An 18,213-nucleotide genomic window follows, 5' to 3' on the forward strand; every position below is an offset into this window, starting at 1 on the left:
AGCGACTTGCTTGCCGCTTAGTGTTCCTTAGACGAGGAAGGGGAGGGGGCCGGTTAAAAAAAGGTCATTAAATATTTTTATAGATCCTATTGGCGAACGCGCAGGGGGGCGATTTCACCTTTTTCCACGGTCAGGGAAACCACAGGGCGCTCAATCTCGCGCTCAGAGCTCATAGAAAGCGTGCCAAGGGATCCTGGGAACTTCTTTAAGCCTAGAAGCTTCGCAGTCAAAGCCTCTCTGGAATCGGCTCCTGAGGCCACCAATTGACGCAGAATCAATCCCGCATCATAGGCCTGGATCTCAATCAGGCTCGGTGTTTCGCCGTATAAGTTTTTATATTCAGTTAAGAAGCGTGATTGTTCTTGGGATGTCGGTGCCATGGAATCCACGAACAACAAATTGTTCGCAAAATTACCCGCACGTTTTGCTATACCGGCAGTATTCCATAAATTCGTTCCCATCAATTTTACGCCACGCACATCGTTGAATGCGAGCATCGCAGCAATTTGACCCATTGCTTTGGCGCTATCCGGAATAAAGATCGCATCAAAATCCGTGACCGGGGGGAGAACGTTTTCTGTATTGTCATTGCGGGCAGAACGTTTTTTATCTGAGTGTTTCAAATCTTTCAGACGCAAATTGAATTCATCCTGACGACCTTCACCATAATAAGTGCCAACAAGGCGTTGCACGACCAGGCGAAAATCCGTTTCTTTGGTTGAGTAAGTTTGAATAGCTGTAATCTGACCGCCACGAGCTAAAACTTCATCCCAGAAAATATTCGTGAACTCGACTCCATATTGATCGTTGGGATAGAGCACTGCGAACTTCTTCATGCCCATATCATCCATCGCTGTTCTAACCAACTGACGAACTTGCATTTCACTTGTCAGGGAGTTTCTGAAAACGGAAGGTCCAATCTCGGTTAACCCAGAACGTTGAGAGAGTGCGATACTTGGAACGCCCAGCTCATCAGACTTTGCAGCTACTGCGGGAGCTGTCTTACTTAACAAACTACCAACAACAGCGATAACGTTGTCTTCTTTAACCAAACGTTCAACTCCACGGCGGGCAGAGTCAGGGTTTCCTTCGCTATCCATAACAGCAAGCTTAAATCCTGAACCAGGAACATGAAGCCCCAAGCCCATTTCAAGACCACGAAGAGCACGTTGACCTACCGGTGCATTTTTTCCACTGAGTGGTAAAACTACGCCGATCGTTTTTGATTGAACAGTTTTTGCAGCTTCAAGTTGTGACAAAATATCTTTTGCACGAGCCGCCAAATCACTTTCTGGCAAATAATCGATAACACCAGCGTAGTACTTTTTCGCTTTATAAATATCTCGTTCGTCCAACGCTTTATCAGCCAGACGAGACATGGCGTGACCGCGCAAGAAGCCGTAATCAGAATTGTCAGCGACTTCTTCAAGCTGTTTTTCATTCAGACGGTTTTCGACATCTTCAATCGCTTTTAAGCGATAGACATCTTGCTCTTGTTTCGTAGGAGCTTGAACCGATAAAACAACCAGGTTTTTCAAGGCTGCCATCGGATCATTCACAACAGGTGCAGGAATCTGGGGAGCGGGAATGGGCTCAGGCGGTGGCTTAGCAGCCAGTCCTGACATGCCCTTGCCTTTTTTCCCGTTAGTTTTAGTCGCGACCGGAGCTTGCTTGATCTCCGTTTTCTTCGTTGTGGTTGTCGTACAAGAAGCCATTACAAGTGCGGAGAAAATCAGAGCGAGCTTCGATGTCATTTTCTATTCCTCATCAAATGAGATACTTTTTCGTGGAAAGCTTTCACCATGGGTGTTGCTTCCGCGGACTTAGCTAATTCTTCAATCAATTCTTTTTGTCGGTTAGAAAGGTTATGGGGAGTGTCGACTAAAATTCGCACCATCATATCCCCCGTGCCGAAGCCGCCAATTTTTGGGAAGCCTTTGCCTTTAAGACGGAAATTCTGACCCGAGTGAGTGCCCGGCGGGATGCGAATCATCGCTTTACCCGTCAATGTGGGAACTTCAATATTGGTTCCTAAAATTGCGTCGGTATAAGTGATCGGCAAATCCAGAGTCACGTCATTTTCAGCACGCTTAAACAAAGGATGCTCCTGCAAAGCGATGATGACGTACAAATCTCCAGCAGTTCCACCGGCAGCGTCGCCCTCGCCAGAAAGTTTCAGGCGTTGGCCTTCTTTCACTCCGGCTGGGACGTTCACGGATAGTTTTGCGGATTCTTCTTTGTTGCCACGTTGGCGCATGAAACTGATTACTTTTTCAGTACCGACAGCCGCTTCTTCGAAGGTCACATTTAAAGTATAACGAAGGTCAGTGCCTTTTTGCGGACGGCGCGTGCGCGCTCCCGCACCTGGACCACCGCGAGCACCACCGAAAATATCTCCAAAGACATCACCGAAGATATCTTGGAAGGGATCTCCACCGGCTCCGCCACCAGCGCCGCCAAAGCCGCCACTGCTGCCGAAACCGCCGAATCCGCCGGCGCCACCAAAGGGTCCACCAGCTCCGCCACCACCAAAACCTGGGCCGGCATGACCGAACTGATCATACATTTCGCGTTTTTTGGTATCGCTTAAAACTTCGTATGCTTCGCTGAGTTCTTTGAATTTCTCCTCAGCCTTTTTATCACCAGGATTTTTATCCGGATGATACTGCATCGCAAGCTTGCGGAAAGATTTCTTAATCTCATCCGCAGTCGCTGTACGCGAAACATTTAAAAGGGAGTAGTAGTCCTTCTTAGACAATCAAAGCCTCTTTATTCTGGTTTTTTCGCAACGACCACTTGGCCAGTGCGGATAACCTTGTCATGCAATTTATAAGGTTTTTTAAATACGCGAGCGATATGTCCAGGAGCCACTTTGTCAGTAGCTTCGGCACTAAGGGCTTCGTGAATGTTTGGATCAAAAGGTGCGCCTTCTGAAGGGATTTCCGTCACCGAGTGCTTAACCAAAAGATTTTTAAGTTCAGAAGCTGTCATCTCCACACCTTGTTTAAAAGTGTTAAGATTATCAGCCGTTACATTGACTTGAAGAGCGCGGTCGAAATTATCCACGATATCCAAAAGATCGCGGATGAAGCGTTCGCCACCGTACTTCATTAACTCTGAACGTTCTTTGATTGCGTTACGCTTGTAGTTTTCAAATTCTGCGCGCAGGTACAAGAAATCGTTTTTATACTTCTCTGCCTGTTCTTGAAGCTTTTGAATTTCAGAAGAGACATCGAAATTTTCGGATGCCGCAGGATTGGAATTTTGAGAGTTGTTTTCTTCTGACATAAGGATCCTTTCGCAATACTTAAGATTGTGTATTCATTAGATATTGTCAATTACGGCAGGCGCAGATTTTTTGAACCTAGACATCTTCTTTTAAGAAAGTAAGTTCCTGGAAAACTTTATTACTAATAACAAGGCCTTCTCTTGTTAAGGACCAATGCCCCTGGTCAGCTTGAACCCAGCCATGACCCATTAGTTTGCTCATAATACTTGAGACTTGATGATAAACTGCGACAGGAAATTTCTCCTGAAGCTCGCGCTCGTTGAGGCCACGCATTAAACGCATTGAAGTATGACAAAAGTCCGTGAGCGCTTGATGTATTTCCAGGGCTTCGACTTGGGAGTCAGGTAAATGAAGTGCTGGTGAAGTAAACTCTTTACCCTCGTGCTCAAGAATTTGCTTCTTATACTCGCCAATAGAATTCAAATTCCAATAACGCGTGCCCCACGGGGATTCTTTGGAATACGAATGAGAACTTAGTCCCAAACTCCAATAGGGCTGATCAATCCAGTACAACATGTTGTGACGGGATTCATAACCCGGGATTGCGAAATTAGAAATTTCGTATTGTTGAAAACCGCGACCAGTTAATTCGCTCGCAATAAAATCAAACATGTCTATTTGCTCATCCTCAAGCGCGCGGCCTTTAGAAAGCGGGTGACCATCGGGAACTGTCAAACAATAGGGGCTAATGTGTTTTGCACCTTGCTCAACCGCGATGCGCACGTCGTTCTTGAGGCCTTCGAGAGTCTGCGAAGGCAGGGCGAACAAGATATCGAAACTGAAATTCAGATTGTGTGCTCGCAAAAGGTCCAGGGTTTCTAATGTCTGTTTCGCGGAATGTTCGCGATGGACCATTTTCAACAAACGGTCATCGAAAGTTTGAGCGCCGACACTAAAACGATTCACTCCGTGGTCGATGTACATTTTCAATTTGTCTTTGTCGACGGTCGCCGGATTGATCTCAATCGTGATCTCGGTTTCGGGTCCAGTTGTATAGCCATATCTACCCAACTCTTTTATGACGGCTACAATAAGATGAGCTGGGATCAAACTGGGTGTTCCACCACCGAAGTAAAGTGTGTCTAACTTTTGAGGCTGATAATAGCGATGCTTTTGGCGAATCTCCTCAAACAGCAATTGAACGTACTGATCCGGCGGCAAAATCTTACTTTGCTCATAAGTCGCGAAGTCACAATAAGTGCAGCGCTGAATACAGTAGGGAATGTGAACGTAAACGCCAAAAGCCATGGGAGTTATCTAGAGTATGTCTAAGAAATTTCAACTAAAAAACGGTCTAAAAGTCCTTTTATTAGAGAGTCATAAGTCCCCTGTGGTCTCAGTTCAAATGTGGGTGAAAACAGGCTCTGCCGACGAGAAAAAAGGCGAAGAGGGGATTTCTCACTTTATCGAGCACTTGGTTTTTAAAGGGACTCGCAAATACAACGTGGGCGAAATCGCTTCCACGGTTGAGGGATCCGGCGGGGAGCTGAATGCCTACACTTCCTTTGACCAAACCGTCTTTTATGTGACGATTTCAAAACAATTCACGGACGTCGCGATGGATGTCATCAGCGAGATGATGGGTTATCCCACATTCGATGAACAGGAAATCGACAACGAACGTGAAGTTGTGATCGAAGAAATTAAACGCGGTCAGGACAGCCCGGGTCGCAGATCAAGCCAGCTTTTGTTCTCAAATATTTTCCGCAAACACCCTTACGGTATTCCAGTCATTGGTTATGACAAAGTTATCAGAAAAGTCAGTGCCAAAAAAATCCGTGAATACTATCAAAGTCGCTATGTTCCTTCGAACATGTTCCTGGTCATCGCCGGTGACTTTGAATCTAAGGAAATGAAAACCAAGGTTGAAAAAATGTTTGGTGGCTTTGAGCCATTCAAATTGCGAAAAACATCACACGCTAAAGAGCCGGCACAAAAAAACATCCGTATTAAAATCGAACAAGCCAAATTTGAAACGACGACAGGATACTTGAGCTGGAGAATTCCAAACGTAAAACACAAAGACATCGCGGCACTCGAAGTTTTAGCGGCCATCTTGGGTCAGGGCGATTCTTCTCGCCTGATGCAAACTTTGCGCATCAGGGAGCCTTTGACGAATTCAGTGGGGACATTCAGCTATTCAATGCCGGATGATGGTTTGTTTGCAGTTTCGTTCAACCTTGAGCAAGAAAACCTGGATAAAGCTTTGACGGCGATGATTCCGGAACTTACTCGCATTATTCACGAGCCACCATCTCCAATGGAAATGCAAAAGGCGATCACTAACTTTGCAAGCCACGAAGTTTACTCGATGGAGACTGTGGATAACATTGCGAGAAAAGCCGGAGGCGATGAGTTCTACTATGGTGATCACGATCACTATCGTAAATACATGAAGCAGGTGTATTCACTAAAACCCGAGGACATCCAAAAAGCCGCCAAGAAATACTTTAAAGCAGATGCATTCAGTTTGTCCCTTATGACAAACATGGATAAAAAAGTTGCTGAAAAGTCTTTGAAAACTTTCGCCAAGAATTTAAAGAAATCGCTTTCTACAACAAAAGCCTCGAAAGAAAAGCCTGCGAGATTTGTTCCTAAGAAATTCTCGATCAATACAGAAGCGGTTAAGCATACTCCCGAGACGCAAAGAATCACTTTGAAATCTGGTGCCACTCTTCTGATCCGCGAGCAAAAAGACACTCCTTATGTTTCCATGAAAGCAGCCTTTTTAGGTGGCGCACGTATGGAAGATGGAACGACGAATGGACTCACAGAACTATTCTCTAGAAATTGGCTGTCGGGCTCTAAGAAGTTTACCGAAGATGACATTAATCATCGTGTGGACGAGTTGGCTGCGGGCATCGGCGCTTTTGGTGGCAGAAACTCTGTCGGTATGTCGATGGATTATCTTTCGCCATTTGAAGACAAGATGCTTGAGATCTATACGGATTCTTTACTGAACCCACAGTTTCCTGAAGCAATTCTAGAGCGTGAAAAGGTGGTACAGAAGAATCAAGTAAAATCTCGAAACGACAATCCATCACAGATCTGTGTGATGAACTTCATGAAAGAAGTATTCAAAAACCATCCGTATTCGCGAGACTTGTTGGGTGATGATAAATCGATCTCATCCATCAATCAGTCGTCTTTGCGCAAATACTATAACGATGTTGCTCACGCTAAAAACCTTACTTTGTGCGTGGTGGGCGACGTCAGTGCGGAAAAATGGGTAAAAACTTTTGAAGAAGTGACTGCGGATTTGCCAGCAGGTAAGAAAATTGAAAATCATTTTCCGATAACCAAGGTTACGGAAAATCGTCATGTCTTCCATGAACTTAAAAAAGAACAAAGCCACATCATTGTGGGCTATCAAGGTCTAACCTTGAAAAGCCCAGAAAGATACACACTTGAGATCATTCAATCGATCTTGAGTGGTCAGGGTGGTCGTCTGTTCCTGGAGCTTCGTGATAAGAATTCCTTAGCATATTCCGTGTCTCCAATGCACATGGAAGGTATTGAAGGCGGCTACTTTGGTGGATACATCGGTTGTTCTCCAGAGAAAGCTCAAAAATCCATCCAAATGCTAAAAGCGGAGTTTAATAAACTCGCTGAAGTTAAAGTTGGCGAGGAAGAACTGACTCGCGCGCAAAGATATCTGATTGGTCGTCATGATATTGAGTTACAACGTAAAGGTACGATCTGTAATGCGATCTTGTTTGATGATATCTATGGCTTGGATTATCGTGAAAGCTTGGATGTGGCTGAAAAGTATTTCGCAATTACACCAGAAGACATTCAAATGTTAGCTCAGAAGATTTTCTCGCAACCAGAGATTATTTCTCTGGTTGGACCGAATGATATCTAATCTATTTGAGAGAGCTCGCGATTAAAGATCGCGAGCTACTGGTTCACTCAAGGAAACTTCGCTTGAAGCGGTAGTGCTCTTAGGCACTTTACGTTTTTTACCCAGGGTGGCTTTGGCAACAATGCCTTTGAGTTGATCACGAGCATCGTCATCCAACATCAAAGTAAATCCAGATGGAACTTGTGCATTTACGCGCACAGCTTTTTTAAGATCTGGATTGAAAAGCATAAAGTTATCTTCAGACAATTTACTTCTGCGCAAAAGCTCTTTCGCATTGATGCTTCTGGAAAGCTTCACTGTGTGCAGATTCAACTTTTCAGAGTAGTTCAAGTCTTTGAAAGCTTCTTCATGATACTTTTCAGCATACAAGGCGCCTAAAAATTCTGAATAGAAATTTGAAGAGGCAAAATCGAAAGATTTTGTTCTGTATTTGGCGATAATCTCGCCTAAATCTTGAGACTTAGCTTTCGCCATACCTTTACGGATTCCCGGAGGGCCATGATTCCACGCCGTGATCGCCAAAGGCCATGAGCGTTTCAAGATCATGTGATTTTCTTTGAGCAATTGTGCCGCAGCAACAGTCGCTTTAAACGGGGAGTGTCTTTCGTCGATGTTATCTGTCACAACCATGAATTTGCGACCTGTGCCGCCCATAAATTGCCAGATGCCTGAAGCGCCGACTTTAGATTTTGCGTGTTTGTTGAAAGAGCTTTCCACGAATGGAATGCGCGTCAACTCCACTGGCAAATTGTAGTTTTCAAAGATTTCTTCCATACCCGGAAGATATTTCGGAGATACTTCCAAACCCTCTTGGAAGAAGTTTCTTTGACCTGTTTGCACACGGATGTTTTTCAGAGCAAATTTAGCTTTTTCTTTCACTTCGCCATCAAGGCGGGAAAGAGCTTCCATCACGCGGGCTTCATCGTCAGTCAAATCATCAAGATTTTTCTTTTTAGCCAGTGATTTCAGCGCCGTCTTAGTTTTTTCAACTTGTTGTTTTACTAATGCATCGGCTTTTAGATTTCTCATCCAGCGGTGCTTGGGAGTATCTGAATTGATGATGTCAGTCGTGTCGACCACTTCAAATACGATCCACGGGTAAACCGAGTGATGGATCAGGCGTTTGTTCGAGTTGTGCAGAGTGTAAATATCAAACCAGAAACCCACGCGATCGCGAAGATTTTCTGGAATGTGGAATTCCTCAGAAATTAGATTTTGATAGTCATTCAAGATTTCCTCACGGTTTTCCACAATGCCAGATTCAGCAATGGGGCCTGTGTCTTCATCGAGTGCTACGAATTGTGGAATTTCCAAATTGAATCCAGCAACTTCGCCATCCACTTCAGCATCAGAATCTGCTGCAGCTAGAACCATAGGTTCATTGGACTTTTCAACGGGAGCGGAGGTTTCAGCAAGCAGAGTGTCGGTATCAACCATTTGAACGGAATTATAAAGAGCCACTACACCCGTGAGGGCCACTACGGTCATCACGAAGCCCGCAGTGAACTTCTTTTTTTTCGTATCCAATTTGGTAGTCAAATTAACTTTAATCATGCAACCCGCTCTTTCTTCATCCTTGGAAAGAGCAAGCCCGGTGCCACTGTTAAAACCTGTGGAAACCCATTAGATGCGGTGGAACCGTATAGAAGTTATACACTTTGCGCGGAAAGGGCAGCCGTTCCATTTCGATACACCTTGGGATTGTATATCGGCAGAGGCTTTAAGTACCGCTGCAAGAGCCGTTTTTCCTGTAGTAAAACTAAGAAAAATGGCGCGTATCCACAGTGTGTTCCTATCATTCTTCTCTCGATGATTCCCTATGTGCCAAGGCCCGGGCATTTCAAGCGTGCACAAGATGTTGAACGACGTCGGCATATAAGTGCAATTTGCATTTCTTCCTTGGGCACGTGCGATCTCGGATGTGAAAAGAAAAAAGTATGATGGCTACTATCCCGCGTGGCAGGAAGATTTATCTCCCGGCATGTTTCTGTCCGACACAGTCTATCGCTCTATCCAAAGCAGACCTATTCAACCGCCTGCTGAAAAAATCCAAAATCCAACGACAAATCGATGCCTTTTTATAAGCTCATCCGCCAGAATCTGCAACGCTGAGCGCTCTCTTATAGCCAATTAACATCGACTCATTTTGAAACAAGAGGTCACGTCAAGACTAAGGTATTAATTTACAATAAACAATTAACCGAATCATTCCGATAAGTTGTTAAACTTAGAGTAAGTGTAGCAGGTGAGTGAAGGATGAAAGAAAAACCAAACTCGCAATCGGTTGAATTATTCGTAAGCCCTGAGGGTTATTTTCAGGAGCTTGTTTCCAAAGGACTTTATGATCGTAAAGTTCAAACGTTTCCTCTTGTTGAAACGTATCTCGTAAATCTACTTAAGCAATATCTCGATGCCAAAGCACTCTTTGAGGCGGAAGCCACCTTGGCTGAGATGTACTTGCACGCGCAAAACGCAGAACAATCTGTGAAGCTTGAAAAATTCAGAAAACTTGGCGATCGCGCTCTTTACATCAGTGGATTCTTTGGCGACTCACTCCAAAGAAAAACTGTGGATGTGGATTACTACGCGAACATCGGCGGAGCCGCTTACACCCACCTTGCCCACTGCACCCGGGAAGATGGCCTGGCAAAAGTTTATAAAACGTTCTCAGCGCGCTTTATTGAGTTCGTTGATGTGCTGACTTACATTAGCCAGCATTCCTTTATTAAGTCTGATGAAAGTATCCTTCGCCTCTATGACCGCTACCAGCGCACGGGTTCTGAATTAGCTAAGGAAAAGCTGGTGGAAATGGGTGTTTTGACCCTGCCGCAGGACCAAGTAAAGCTTGGCAAACAAGGGTGATTCCTCTAATCTGCGACCATGTTCGGTTTAGGCATGTCAGAAATCATTTTCTTAGCTATCTTGGCGCTGATCGTGATCGGCCCCAAGGAACTTCCACAAGTGGCTCGCACACTGGGTCGCTTTCTTAATGAACTTAAAAGAACGACCAGTGAATTCACTGACGACTTGAAACAACAAGCACGCATTGATCCGATCGACTTGTACGATCGACACAATCAGGCTCCAAAAGCTCCACCCGCAAATCCTGACGTAAAACCTGAAACAGAAGATCCAGGCGATTGGTCTTCTGAAGACCATGTTCCGCATGGTCAAGCGATGGCGGCAAAAGAATCAAATCCTCAGCAAATGGAATTCAAAATTCAAAACAACTCCAACGATGACGATAACAAAGGGAATAAAGGCTAATGGGTGCTTCTGAAGAATTAGACCAAAAAGCCCAATCTCTTTATGAACACTTAGGCGAACTGCGTTTCCGCCTGGTGCGAATGGTTTGGATTTTGTTAATTGCGACAGGTATTTGCTATCATTTTAGCGAACAAGTTTTCGATTATATCCGTGCACCTATCGCTCCTTACCTTCCTGGTGGAGGCTTGATCTATACGGGTCCACTGGATAAATTCATCGCGCATATCAAAATTTCATTCGTGTGCGGTATCTTGATTTCGTGTCCGTTGTGGCTTTACCAAGTTTGGAAATTCGTAGCGCCAGGTCTTTATCAAAAAGAAAAGAAATACTCGATGGGATTTATCTTTGCGGGTTCCATTCTTTTCATCCTGGGTGCAGCGTTTTCGTATTATGTGGTCTTGCCAATGGCCTTCCATTTCTTGATGAATTACGGTGGCACAGTTGATAAACCAATGATTTCGATTGAACAGTATCTTGGGTTCTTTACTCAAATGTGTTTGATGTTTGGTGTGTCTTTCGAACTTCCCCTGGTGATTTCGATCATGGGGATGATGGGTCTGGTAAGCCAAAAATTCCTTAAAGAAAAGCGCCGTTACGCCATCATGGGATTGGCTGTAGCTGCGGCGATTATTACTCCACCAGATTTGATGAGTATGGTGATGATGTTAATCCCGATGGTTTTGCTATATGAAATCGGCGTGATTATGGTCGGCATCTTTGAAAGAAAGCGCGAAGCGCAATTCAGACAAAACGAGCGAGAGTAGTCAGTTCTTAAAGAAATCAGTAGAATGTAAATAATAAAAAGGGAAACTCCGAAAGAAGTTTCCCTTTTATTTTGTCCAGAATTTAAAGAACCGATTAAGGCTCTTCGAATTTGATCAACACGGCACCTGATTCAACAGAGTCACCTTGTTTGACTTTGATCTCTTTGATTTTAACATCACGAGCAGCGCGCATTTCGTTTTCCATTTTCATCGCTTCCATGATCAAAAGTGGCTTATTCGCTTTTACGATGTCGCCCTCTTTTGCAAAGATCTCGATGATTTTTCCTGGCATACCGGATTTTAGTTCCATGTCGCCGCCGAAACCGCCACCTTTCTTCAAAGATTCATGCAAAAGCATTTCGTCATTGAAGATCTTGATAGAACGGAATGAATTACGCGTAAACACTGTGTATTCAGTGTCTGAACCCACAACGTCGATCAAGTACGACTTACCTTGGAAAAGGAAGCTGATGTACTCTTCTGCGTGCTTATAGTCGTTCTTGGAGATATCGTGGTGAACCCATTCTTTGCCTTCTTGTTGCAAAGAAATCTTCCAAGAGTGACGGCCTTCCGTCACATCTACTTTGTATTTGATTCCTCTAAGTTCTGCTTCGAAATACATGTTACGTCCTCAACTGAAGTTTACGGCCCACGCTTCTCCATGTGGAGCGAACGTTAAGCTGACGGATATCCTTCGATTTACGATCGTTGTAGGCTTCAATAGCCGCTGCGATCAAGAACACTGGATCATCAACTTGTTTGAACATCACAGGCTCGATAACTTCGAAGTTTTTCTCGATAAATTGTGTCGTGTAAGTACCGTCACGGAAAGTCGGGTGGTCCAAAATCGTTTTATGAAGAACGATGTTTGTTTTGATGCCCGTCAATACGAATTCAGACAAAGCACGCTGCATACGATCGATCGCTTCATTACGAGTATCACCCCAAGTGATAACTTTAGAGATCATTGGATCGTAATAGATCGGAACGTTGTAGCCAGGATAAGCATAAGAATCCACACGCATGAACGGACCTTGTGGGTGACGGCAAGCGCGGATAACACCTGGATTTGGTTTGTAAGTCACTGGATCTTCGGCACAGATACGTGCTTCGATCGCGTGACCTTTCTGCTTGATGTCTTCTTGCTTAAAGCTCAAAGGTTTACCAGCCGCCACGTTGATTTGCTCACGAACCAAGTCAAAACCAGTCACGATCTCTGTGATCGGATGTTCAACCTGAAGACGTGTATTCATCTCCATGAAGTAAAACTCTTTAGTCGTGTTATCAAAGATGTATTCAATCGTACCAGCACCTACGTAGTTAATCTGTTTCGCTGCGCGAACAGAAGCCTCACCCATGCGCAAACGCACTTCATGAGGAACAGAAGGTGACGGAGATTCTTCGATAATTTTTTGGTTACGACGTTGAACGGAGCATTCGCGCTCAAACAAATGAACGTGGTTGCCGTGTTTATCGCCGAACACTTGGATCTCGATGTGTTTTGGGTCGTTGATGAATTTTTCGATGTAAACAGTCGGATTTGCAAAATAGTTCTGACCTTCAGAGCGGCAGGCGCGGAACGCACTTTCGACTTCGTCAAGTTTACGAACAATACGCATCCCTTTACCGCCGCCACCAGCAGTCGCTTTGATGATAATTGGAAGACCGATTTTTTCAGCAATCTTAACCGCATCTTCAACAGACTCAACGCCGCCATCAGATCCTGGAACCGTTGGTACGCCTGATTTTTTCATCAAAGCTTTGGCAGAAATTTTATCTCCCATAGATTCGATGTTAGCGACTGCTGGTCCGATGAAAGTGATGCCCGCTTCTTCACACGCTTTAGCAAACGTCGTGTTTTCAGATAAGAAGCCGTAACCAGGATGGATAGCGTCTGCGCCAGCCTTTTTTGCCACTTCCAAAATTTTTCTATAATTCAAATAGCTCTCTTTAGAAGGAGAAGGCCCGATATGGTAAGCCTCGTCCGCCAAGAATACGTGCAAGCTATCGCGATCGGCATCAGAGAAAACAGCAACAGATGCGATACCAAGCTCGCGGCAAGCGCGAGTGATACGAATTGCGATTTCCCCACGATTTGCGATCAGGATTTTTTTAAACAATGCCATGTTCGCTCCTACAGAGGGATATTTCCGTGCTTTTTAGCCGGAGTGATATCGCGTTTATTTTTTAGCATTTCCAAAGAATCGATGATGCGTTTACGAGTTAACGCTGGATCGATAACTTCGTCAGTATAACCAAGCTCTGCAGAAACATACGGATTCGAGAACTTCTCTTCGTACTGTGCTGTCAAACGAGCTTTTTCTGCCGCAGGATCTTTTGCTTTGTTGATTTCTTCGCGGCTGATGATGCTTACGGCACCTTCAGCACCCATCACTGCGATTTCTGCAGAAGGGTAAGCCAAGTTCACATCAGATCTCAAAAGTTTAGAACCCATTACGATGTAAGCACCACCGTAAGCTTTACGAGTGATCACTGTGATCTTAGGTACAGTCGCCTCAGCGTATGCGTAAAGAAGTTTTGCACCGTGAGTGATGATACCATTCCACTCTTGATCTTTACCTGGCAAGAAGCCTGGAACGTCAACGAATGAAACAACTGGGATGTTGAAAGCATCACAGAAACGGATGAAACGTGCTGCCTTACGGGAAGCTTCGATATTCAAGCAACCAGCCAATACGTTTGGTTGATTTGCGACGATACCCACAGGACGACCGTTGAAACGAGCAAAACCTACGATAACGTTTGCAGCAAAGTGTTTGTGAACTTCAAGGAAGTAACCCTCGTCCACGCACTCAGTGATAACTGCAAGCATGTCGTAAGGTTTTTTAGGATTTTCTGGGATCAAGTTCATGATCGCTTCAGTCAAGCGGTCAGGACGATCCGTATTTGGCAATGCTGGAGCATCATCCAAGTTGTTTGATGGAAGGAAGTTCATCAATTCACGGATTAGCAGCAAACAGTGCTTGTCGTCTTCAGCAGCAAAGTGTGCGACGCCAGATTTTGCAGAGTGAGTCGTTGCTCCACCCAAATCTTCTTTAGTTACTTCTTCATGAGTCACAGTCTTGATGACATCAGGACCTGTTACAAACATGTACGAAGTGTTTTTAACCATGAATACGAAGTCAGTGATAGACGGGGAGTAAACCGCGCCACCCGCGCATGGGCCCATGATTGCTGTGATTTGTGGAACCAAACCAGAAGCCATCGTGTTACGAGTAAAGATATCTGCGTAACCACCCAGTGATTCGATACCTTCTTGAATACGCGCGCCACCTGAGTCATTCAAAGAAATGAAAGGTGCACCATTCTTGATAGAAAGGTCCATCACTTTGCAGATTTTGTTTGCTTGTGTGCGAGACATAGATCCACCGATAACAGTGAAATCTTGAGAAGAGACGTAAACCAATTTGCCGTTGATACGACCGTATCCAGTTACTACGCCGTCGCCAGGAACAACATTCTTGTCCATGCCGAAGTTTGTGCAACGATGAGTAACGAAACGATCCATCTCAACGAAGCTGCCTGGATCCAAAAGAACATCTAAACGTTCGCGTGCAGAAAGTCTGCCGCCTTGTTTGTGTTTCGCAACACGAGCAGCTCCGCCACCCGCCATTGCGGCTTCATTTCTTTTTTCTAGATCGGCAAGCTTTGCTTGAATGCCTGAAGATACTTCGCTCATAAATTCCTTCTTTAACGTTTGAAAAAACGGAAGGCATACTTCTATCAATGAGCATTTGAGTAATCATCTTAAAACGACAGACGCAGAGCATGTTTTTCTGCTCTGCGTTCAATAGGTATCTTGTTGAATTTATGGGACTAACTGTCCAAGTACTTGAAGTGCTTTCTGAATATTGATTCGGCCTCGAGTTTTTACTTTAAACTCGTGTCCTGAAGTAACGTCAACCGATTGTTCGATTGCTGATTTAATCTGCTTTGCAGTCGCGTTTGGCTTATAGCTCCATAGAAGAGCCGCTGTTCCAGAAACGAATGGCGCTGCCATGCTTGTTCCATCCATGTACGTCGAACTGTTGCCAGGAATTGTGCTTAAAATATGCTCGCCTGGTGCTGCCACGTGAACAAATTTGAAACCACTGTTAGACCATGACGTCATGAAATCACTCACGCTAGATGCTGCCACAGTGATTTGATTGGAAAGATCAAAGGAGGCTGGGAATTCAGGGTACACATCGATATCGCGTGCATCGTTACCCGCAGCTACGACAACAAGAATTCCTTGGGACTCCAGAACTTGAAATGCATTTTTTAAGGAAGCGACACAAGGAGCGCCACCCCAGCTGGCATTGATAATTTTAGCGCCACGGCTTGCTGCATATTGAAGCGCAAGAATCGCGTCGCCCAAAGAACCACCACCATCATTGGCAATGAATTGTGCCGGGATAATTTGCGCACGGGGAGCCACGCCTGAAACCGGTCCGTAATTAGAATCCGCAGCAATAATGCCAGCAACGTGAGAACCGTGGGGACTTGGTGAGGACGTTGAAGATGGAACGGAGACAAAGCTTGCGCCATAATAGTCATCAACGATTCCATTTTTATCATCATCAATTCCATTATTAGGAATCTCGCCAGTATTCACGGCAATTCGGCCCGCAAGCTGCGGATGAGTGACATCCACATACGCATCCACAACTGCGACCTTGATACCTTGGCCATAAACGCCTTGAGTATAAGCAGAGTTCGCCTTGATCATGCTTAAGCCCCAAGTGTCACTCACAGACGACGATGCATATTCTTTCGTTGCTTCAACTTGAATGCGACGATCGAATTCGACACGACGAATGCTTTCTAATTGTGGTTCGATAAATTCTTTTTTGAATGATTCAGCATCGGTACCGGATTCAACAGTGAATCGGCCATCTTCCCACTGAACAATGAATTTACTTTTGATCGCCTGTCCCATACAAGCTGCAGAATCAAGTGCAGTGCTGTCTGAGAAGACTGAGTTCGACGATTTTTTGCTACAAGCTGTAAATACTAAGACGCAAGCAACCGCCGAGAGTATTTTTTGAACATCCATGTTCACTCCCTGTGCGGGCCCGAAGGTCCCATTTATGAGACTTCATGCTAACCCACACAGGTTAATAGATCGGAAAAAATCGTCCCATTATGAGGCTAGTTTATCCTTAAGCCCATAAACAAAAAGACCAAGATCGCTCGACCTTGGTCTTTTTCAAATGTCCCACACGAAAGCCAATCATTGCCAGTCATCTACTTCGTCAAGTACGGCGTCTTGCCCTTTTGTATCTTCGTCAACCAAACTCAGGTGAATATAATAAAGTGGATGAGCCCATAAGTCTTCGCAAGTCACCCAATAATCCGACATCTTCGTTTCAAGTATCGTAGCGGCAGAGGTTGTGTCGACCCAATATTTTCCGGCAATTGGAGCATTCCTTAAGGCCGAAGGAAGATTGTTTGTGCTCTGCAAATTGCTTCCGCCATTAACGTTATCCCAACGAATAGAGTTCGAAGATTTCAAAGTGTAACTTGTGGAAAGTCCTGCAGCGGTTAAATGGTAGCGTCCTGTGTTCTTTGGAAACTCATCTATGACCTGAGGAGCGGCCCCGCCCCAGCATTTCTTATTAGTGCTACGTAAGGCCTTGGTGCTGCAGTCGATGCTGGTGTCTGAGCCAGGAGGTGTATAGGTCGCAGAATTTGAACGAATATAGTGATAAAATTGTATTGAAACGAGCGGACATAGTGCAGCGACCTTCGTTCCGATCGAAAAGATAACATCACTATAGTAAAGCTGCCCCTCGGGAATTGTTGCAGTACACTCTAAAACGTCACCAAGCGGTGCCAAGGTATTGATCGCGCAGGTTTTGTGCGACTGAGGAGCGTCTTTCGGTGTAGTCTCCCATCTTGTGGCAACATTTAGAAATAGTGCCGTGTCGTCGGCGAGATCTTCTACGTCAGGAGACGTGGACGCCAAGTCAGTTTCTTTCTTCGGCGGAGAACCACAAGAAATCACTGTTGAAGAAAGTGCATTTAGAATAATCGAAAGCAGAATAAACTTTTTCATGATTATTCGTTCGGCAGACAAATTTACAAACTTAAGCTTGTATACTCAAATTGACTAAAAATTGTTTAAGTTCAGAGGGAAAATCAGAACAAACTAGGGACATTGTAATACCTGAGGCTGTTTATAAACAGCCTCTAGTCTAGATGTTTGTGATGAATTCTTTGAGGAACGAAGTAAATTGGATCTCTACGCGCTTCGCAGTTTCAGTGACTTCGTCGTGAGAAAGTTTTTGTGAAGACATACCTGCTGCCAAATTCGTGATGCAGCTAAGAGCTGACACGCGAATACCCAAGTGATTCGCAGCAATTGTCTCTGGAACTGTGCTCATGCCGACAGCTTTTCCGCCAATCAATTTCAAGTAACGAACTTCAGCAGGGGTTTCGTAAGTAGGGCCACTCACGCCACAGTAAATACCTTTATGGAAGCGAGTTCCCTGTTTTTGCAGAACTTGCTCCATAATAGTGATCAAGCGTTTGTCGTAAGCTTCCGTCATGTCAGGGAAGCGAGGTCCTAGCTCCTTGATGTTTGGTCCCATCAAAGGATTTGTGCCCATCAAATTGATGTGGTCTTCGATGATCATGAAATCACCGGCTTGCATGCTTTCGCCAAATCCACCGGCAGAGTTCGTAAGAATCAAAGTCTCAATGCCCAACATCGCAAGAGTTCTTGTCGGGAACACAACACTTTCCATGCTGTGACCTTCGTAGAAGTGATTGCGACCTTGAAGAATTGCGATGGACTGACCATTCACTTTACCAAAAATCAAATTGCCAGAGTGGCCTTCAACCGTTGGTGGGGAGAAGTGCGGAATGTCTTTGTACGGAATCGTAGTTTCGACTTCGACATCCTTAACGAAGGCACCCAAACCTGAGCCGAGAACGACACCGATCTTCGGTTTCGCCGAAGTTTTTGTACGGATGAAGCTGATCGATTCTTGAAGTTTATTGAGTACCAAGTTGTTCTCCCA

15 protein-coding genes are annotated in these 18,213 nt (G+C 44.8%); 4 read left to right on the plus strand and 11 right to left on the minus strand.

The window, feature by feature from the left end; genetic code table 11:
- Positions 1-86: 86 nt before the first annotated feature.
- The 4 genes from ACLSU7_RS12135 to hemW all read right to left on the minus strand — a co-directional run bounded on the left by ACLSU7_RS12135 (position 87) and on the right by hemW (position 4,537).
- Complete coding sequence (locus ACLSU7_RS12135) at positions 87-1,754, minus strand: penicillin-binding protein activator (protein ID WP_413292145.1); 1,668 nt, start codon at positions 1,752-1,754, stop codon at positions 87-89.
- Positions 1,751-2,758 (minus strand): DnaJ C-terminal domain-containing protein, encoded by a 1,008-nt coding sequence (locus ACLSU7_RS12140; protein WP_413292146.1) that lies wholly within the window; start codon positions 2,756-2,758, stop codon positions 1,751-1,753. Before ACLSU7_RS12140 ends, ACLSU7_RS12135 begins: the two co-directional genes overlap by 4 nt.
- Positions 2,759-2,769: 11 nt before the next feature.
- Positions 2,770-3,288, minus strand: a complete 519-nt coding sequence (grpE, locus tag ACLSU7_RS12145; protein WP_413292147.1) for a nucleotide exchange factor GrpE — start codon at positions 3,286-3,288, stop codon at positions 2,770-2,772.
- 76 nt (positions 3,289-3,364) lie between these two features.
- Positions 3,365-4,537 (minus strand): radical SAM family heme chaperone HemW, encoded by a 1,173-nt coding sequence (gene hemW / locus ACLSU7_RS12150; RefSeq protein ID WP_413292149.1) that lies wholly within the window; start codon positions 4,535-4,537, stop codon positions 3,365-3,367.
- Positions 4,538-4,553: 16 nt separating this feature from the next.
- Between hemW and ACLSU7_RS12155 the strand changes: the two genes are divergently transcribed.
- Complete coding sequence (locus ACLSU7_RS12155; RefSeq protein ID WP_413292151.1) at positions 4,554-7,154, plus strand: M16 family metallopeptidase; 2,601 nt, start codon at positions 4,554-4,556, stop codon at positions 7,152-7,154.
- A gap of 21 nt (positions 7,155-7,175) precedes the next feature.
- Here the strand turns inward: ACLSU7_RS12155 and ACLSU7_RS12160 are convergent, their stop codons facing one another.
- On the minus strand, positions 7,176-8,708 hold the full coding sequence (locus ACLSU7_RS12160) for a lytic transglycosylase domain-containing protein (protein ID WP_413292152.1): 1,533 nt from the start codon (positions 8,706-8,708) through the stop codon (positions 7,176-7,178).
- A 702-nt stretch (positions 8,709-9,410) separates the two neighbouring features.
- Here ACLSU7_RS12160 and ACLSU7_RS12165 point away from each other — a divergent pair.
- The 3 genes from ACLSU7_RS12165 to tatC are packed head-to-tail and all read left to right on the plus strand — an operon-like array spanning position 9,411 to position 11,185.
- Positions 9,411-10,016, plus strand: coding sequence for a hypothetical protein (locus ACLSU7_RS12165; protein WP_413292153.1), 606 nt, complete (start codon positions 9,411-9,413; stop codon positions 10,014-10,016).
- Positions 10,017-10,034: 18 nt separating this feature from the next.
- Positions 10,035-10,421: a twin-arginine translocase TatA/TatE family subunit gene (locus ACLSU7_RS12170; RefSeq protein ID WP_413292154.1), complete on the plus strand. Its 387-nt coding sequence runs from the start codon at positions 10,035-10,037 to the stop codon at positions 10,419-10,421.
- A complete protein-coding gene (gene tatC, locus ACLSU7_RS12175) occupies positions 10,421-11,185 on the plus strand; it encodes a twin-arginine translocase subunit TatC (protein ID WP_413292155.1) in 765 nt (254 codons plus the stop codon). Before ACLSU7_RS12170 ends, tatC begins: the two co-directional genes overlap by 1 nt.
- A gap of 94 nt (positions 11,186-11,279) precedes the next feature.
- Here tatC and ACLSU7_RS12180 read toward each other — a convergent pair whose 3' ends face one another.
- From ACLSU7_RS12180 to ACLSU7_RS12205, 6 genes are all read right to left on the minus strand, one after another.
- A complete protein-coding gene (locus ACLSU7_RS12180; protein ID WP_413292156.1) occupies positions 11,280-11,807 on the minus strand; it encodes an acetyl-CoA carboxylase biotin carboxyl carrier protein subunit in 528 nt (175 codons plus the stop codon).
- A 1-nt stretch (position 11,808) separates the two neighbouring features.
- A complete protein-coding gene (accC, locus tag ACLSU7_RS12185; RefSeq protein WP_413292157.1) occupies positions 11,809-13,311 on the minus strand; it encodes an acetyl-CoA carboxylase biotin carboxylase subunit in 1,503 nt (500 codons plus the stop codon).
- An 8-nt stretch (positions 13,312-13,319) separates the two neighbouring features.
- A complete protein-coding gene (locus tag ACLSU7_RS12190; RefSeq protein WP_142701983.1) occupies positions 13,320-14,885 on the minus strand; it encodes an acyl-CoA carboxylase subunit beta in 1,566 nt (521 codons plus the stop codon).
- A 129-nt stretch (positions 14,886-15,014) separates the two neighbouring features.
- The gene (locus tag ACLSU7_RS12195) at positions 15,015-16,244 is read right to left on the minus strand and encodes a S8 family peptidase (RefSeq protein WP_413292158.1); all 1,230 of its coding nucleotides are present in this window, start codon (positions 16,242-16,244) and stop codon (positions 15,015-15,017) included.
- A 177-nt stretch (positions 16,245-16,421) separates the two neighbouring features.
- Positions 16,422-17,246, minus strand: a complete 825-nt coding sequence (locus tag ACLSU7_RS12200; RefSeq protein WP_413292159.1) for a hypothetical protein — start codon at positions 17,244-17,246, stop codon at positions 16,422-16,424.
- Positions 17,247-17,385: 139 nt separating this feature from the next.
- The gene (locus ACLSU7_RS12205) at positions 17,386-18,201 is read right to left on the minus strand and encodes a purine-nucleoside phosphorylase (RefSeq protein ID WP_413292160.1); all 816 of its coding nucleotides are present in this window, start codon (positions 18,199-18,201) and stop codon (positions 17,386-17,388) included.
- Positions 18,202-18,213 lie beyond the last annotated feature (12 nt).

This window comes from Bdellovibrio sp. HCB185ZH (assembly GCF_047302455.1).
Lineage (GTDB): Bacteria > Bdellovibrionota > Bdellovibrionia > Bdellovibrionales > Bdellovibrionaceae > Bdellovibrio.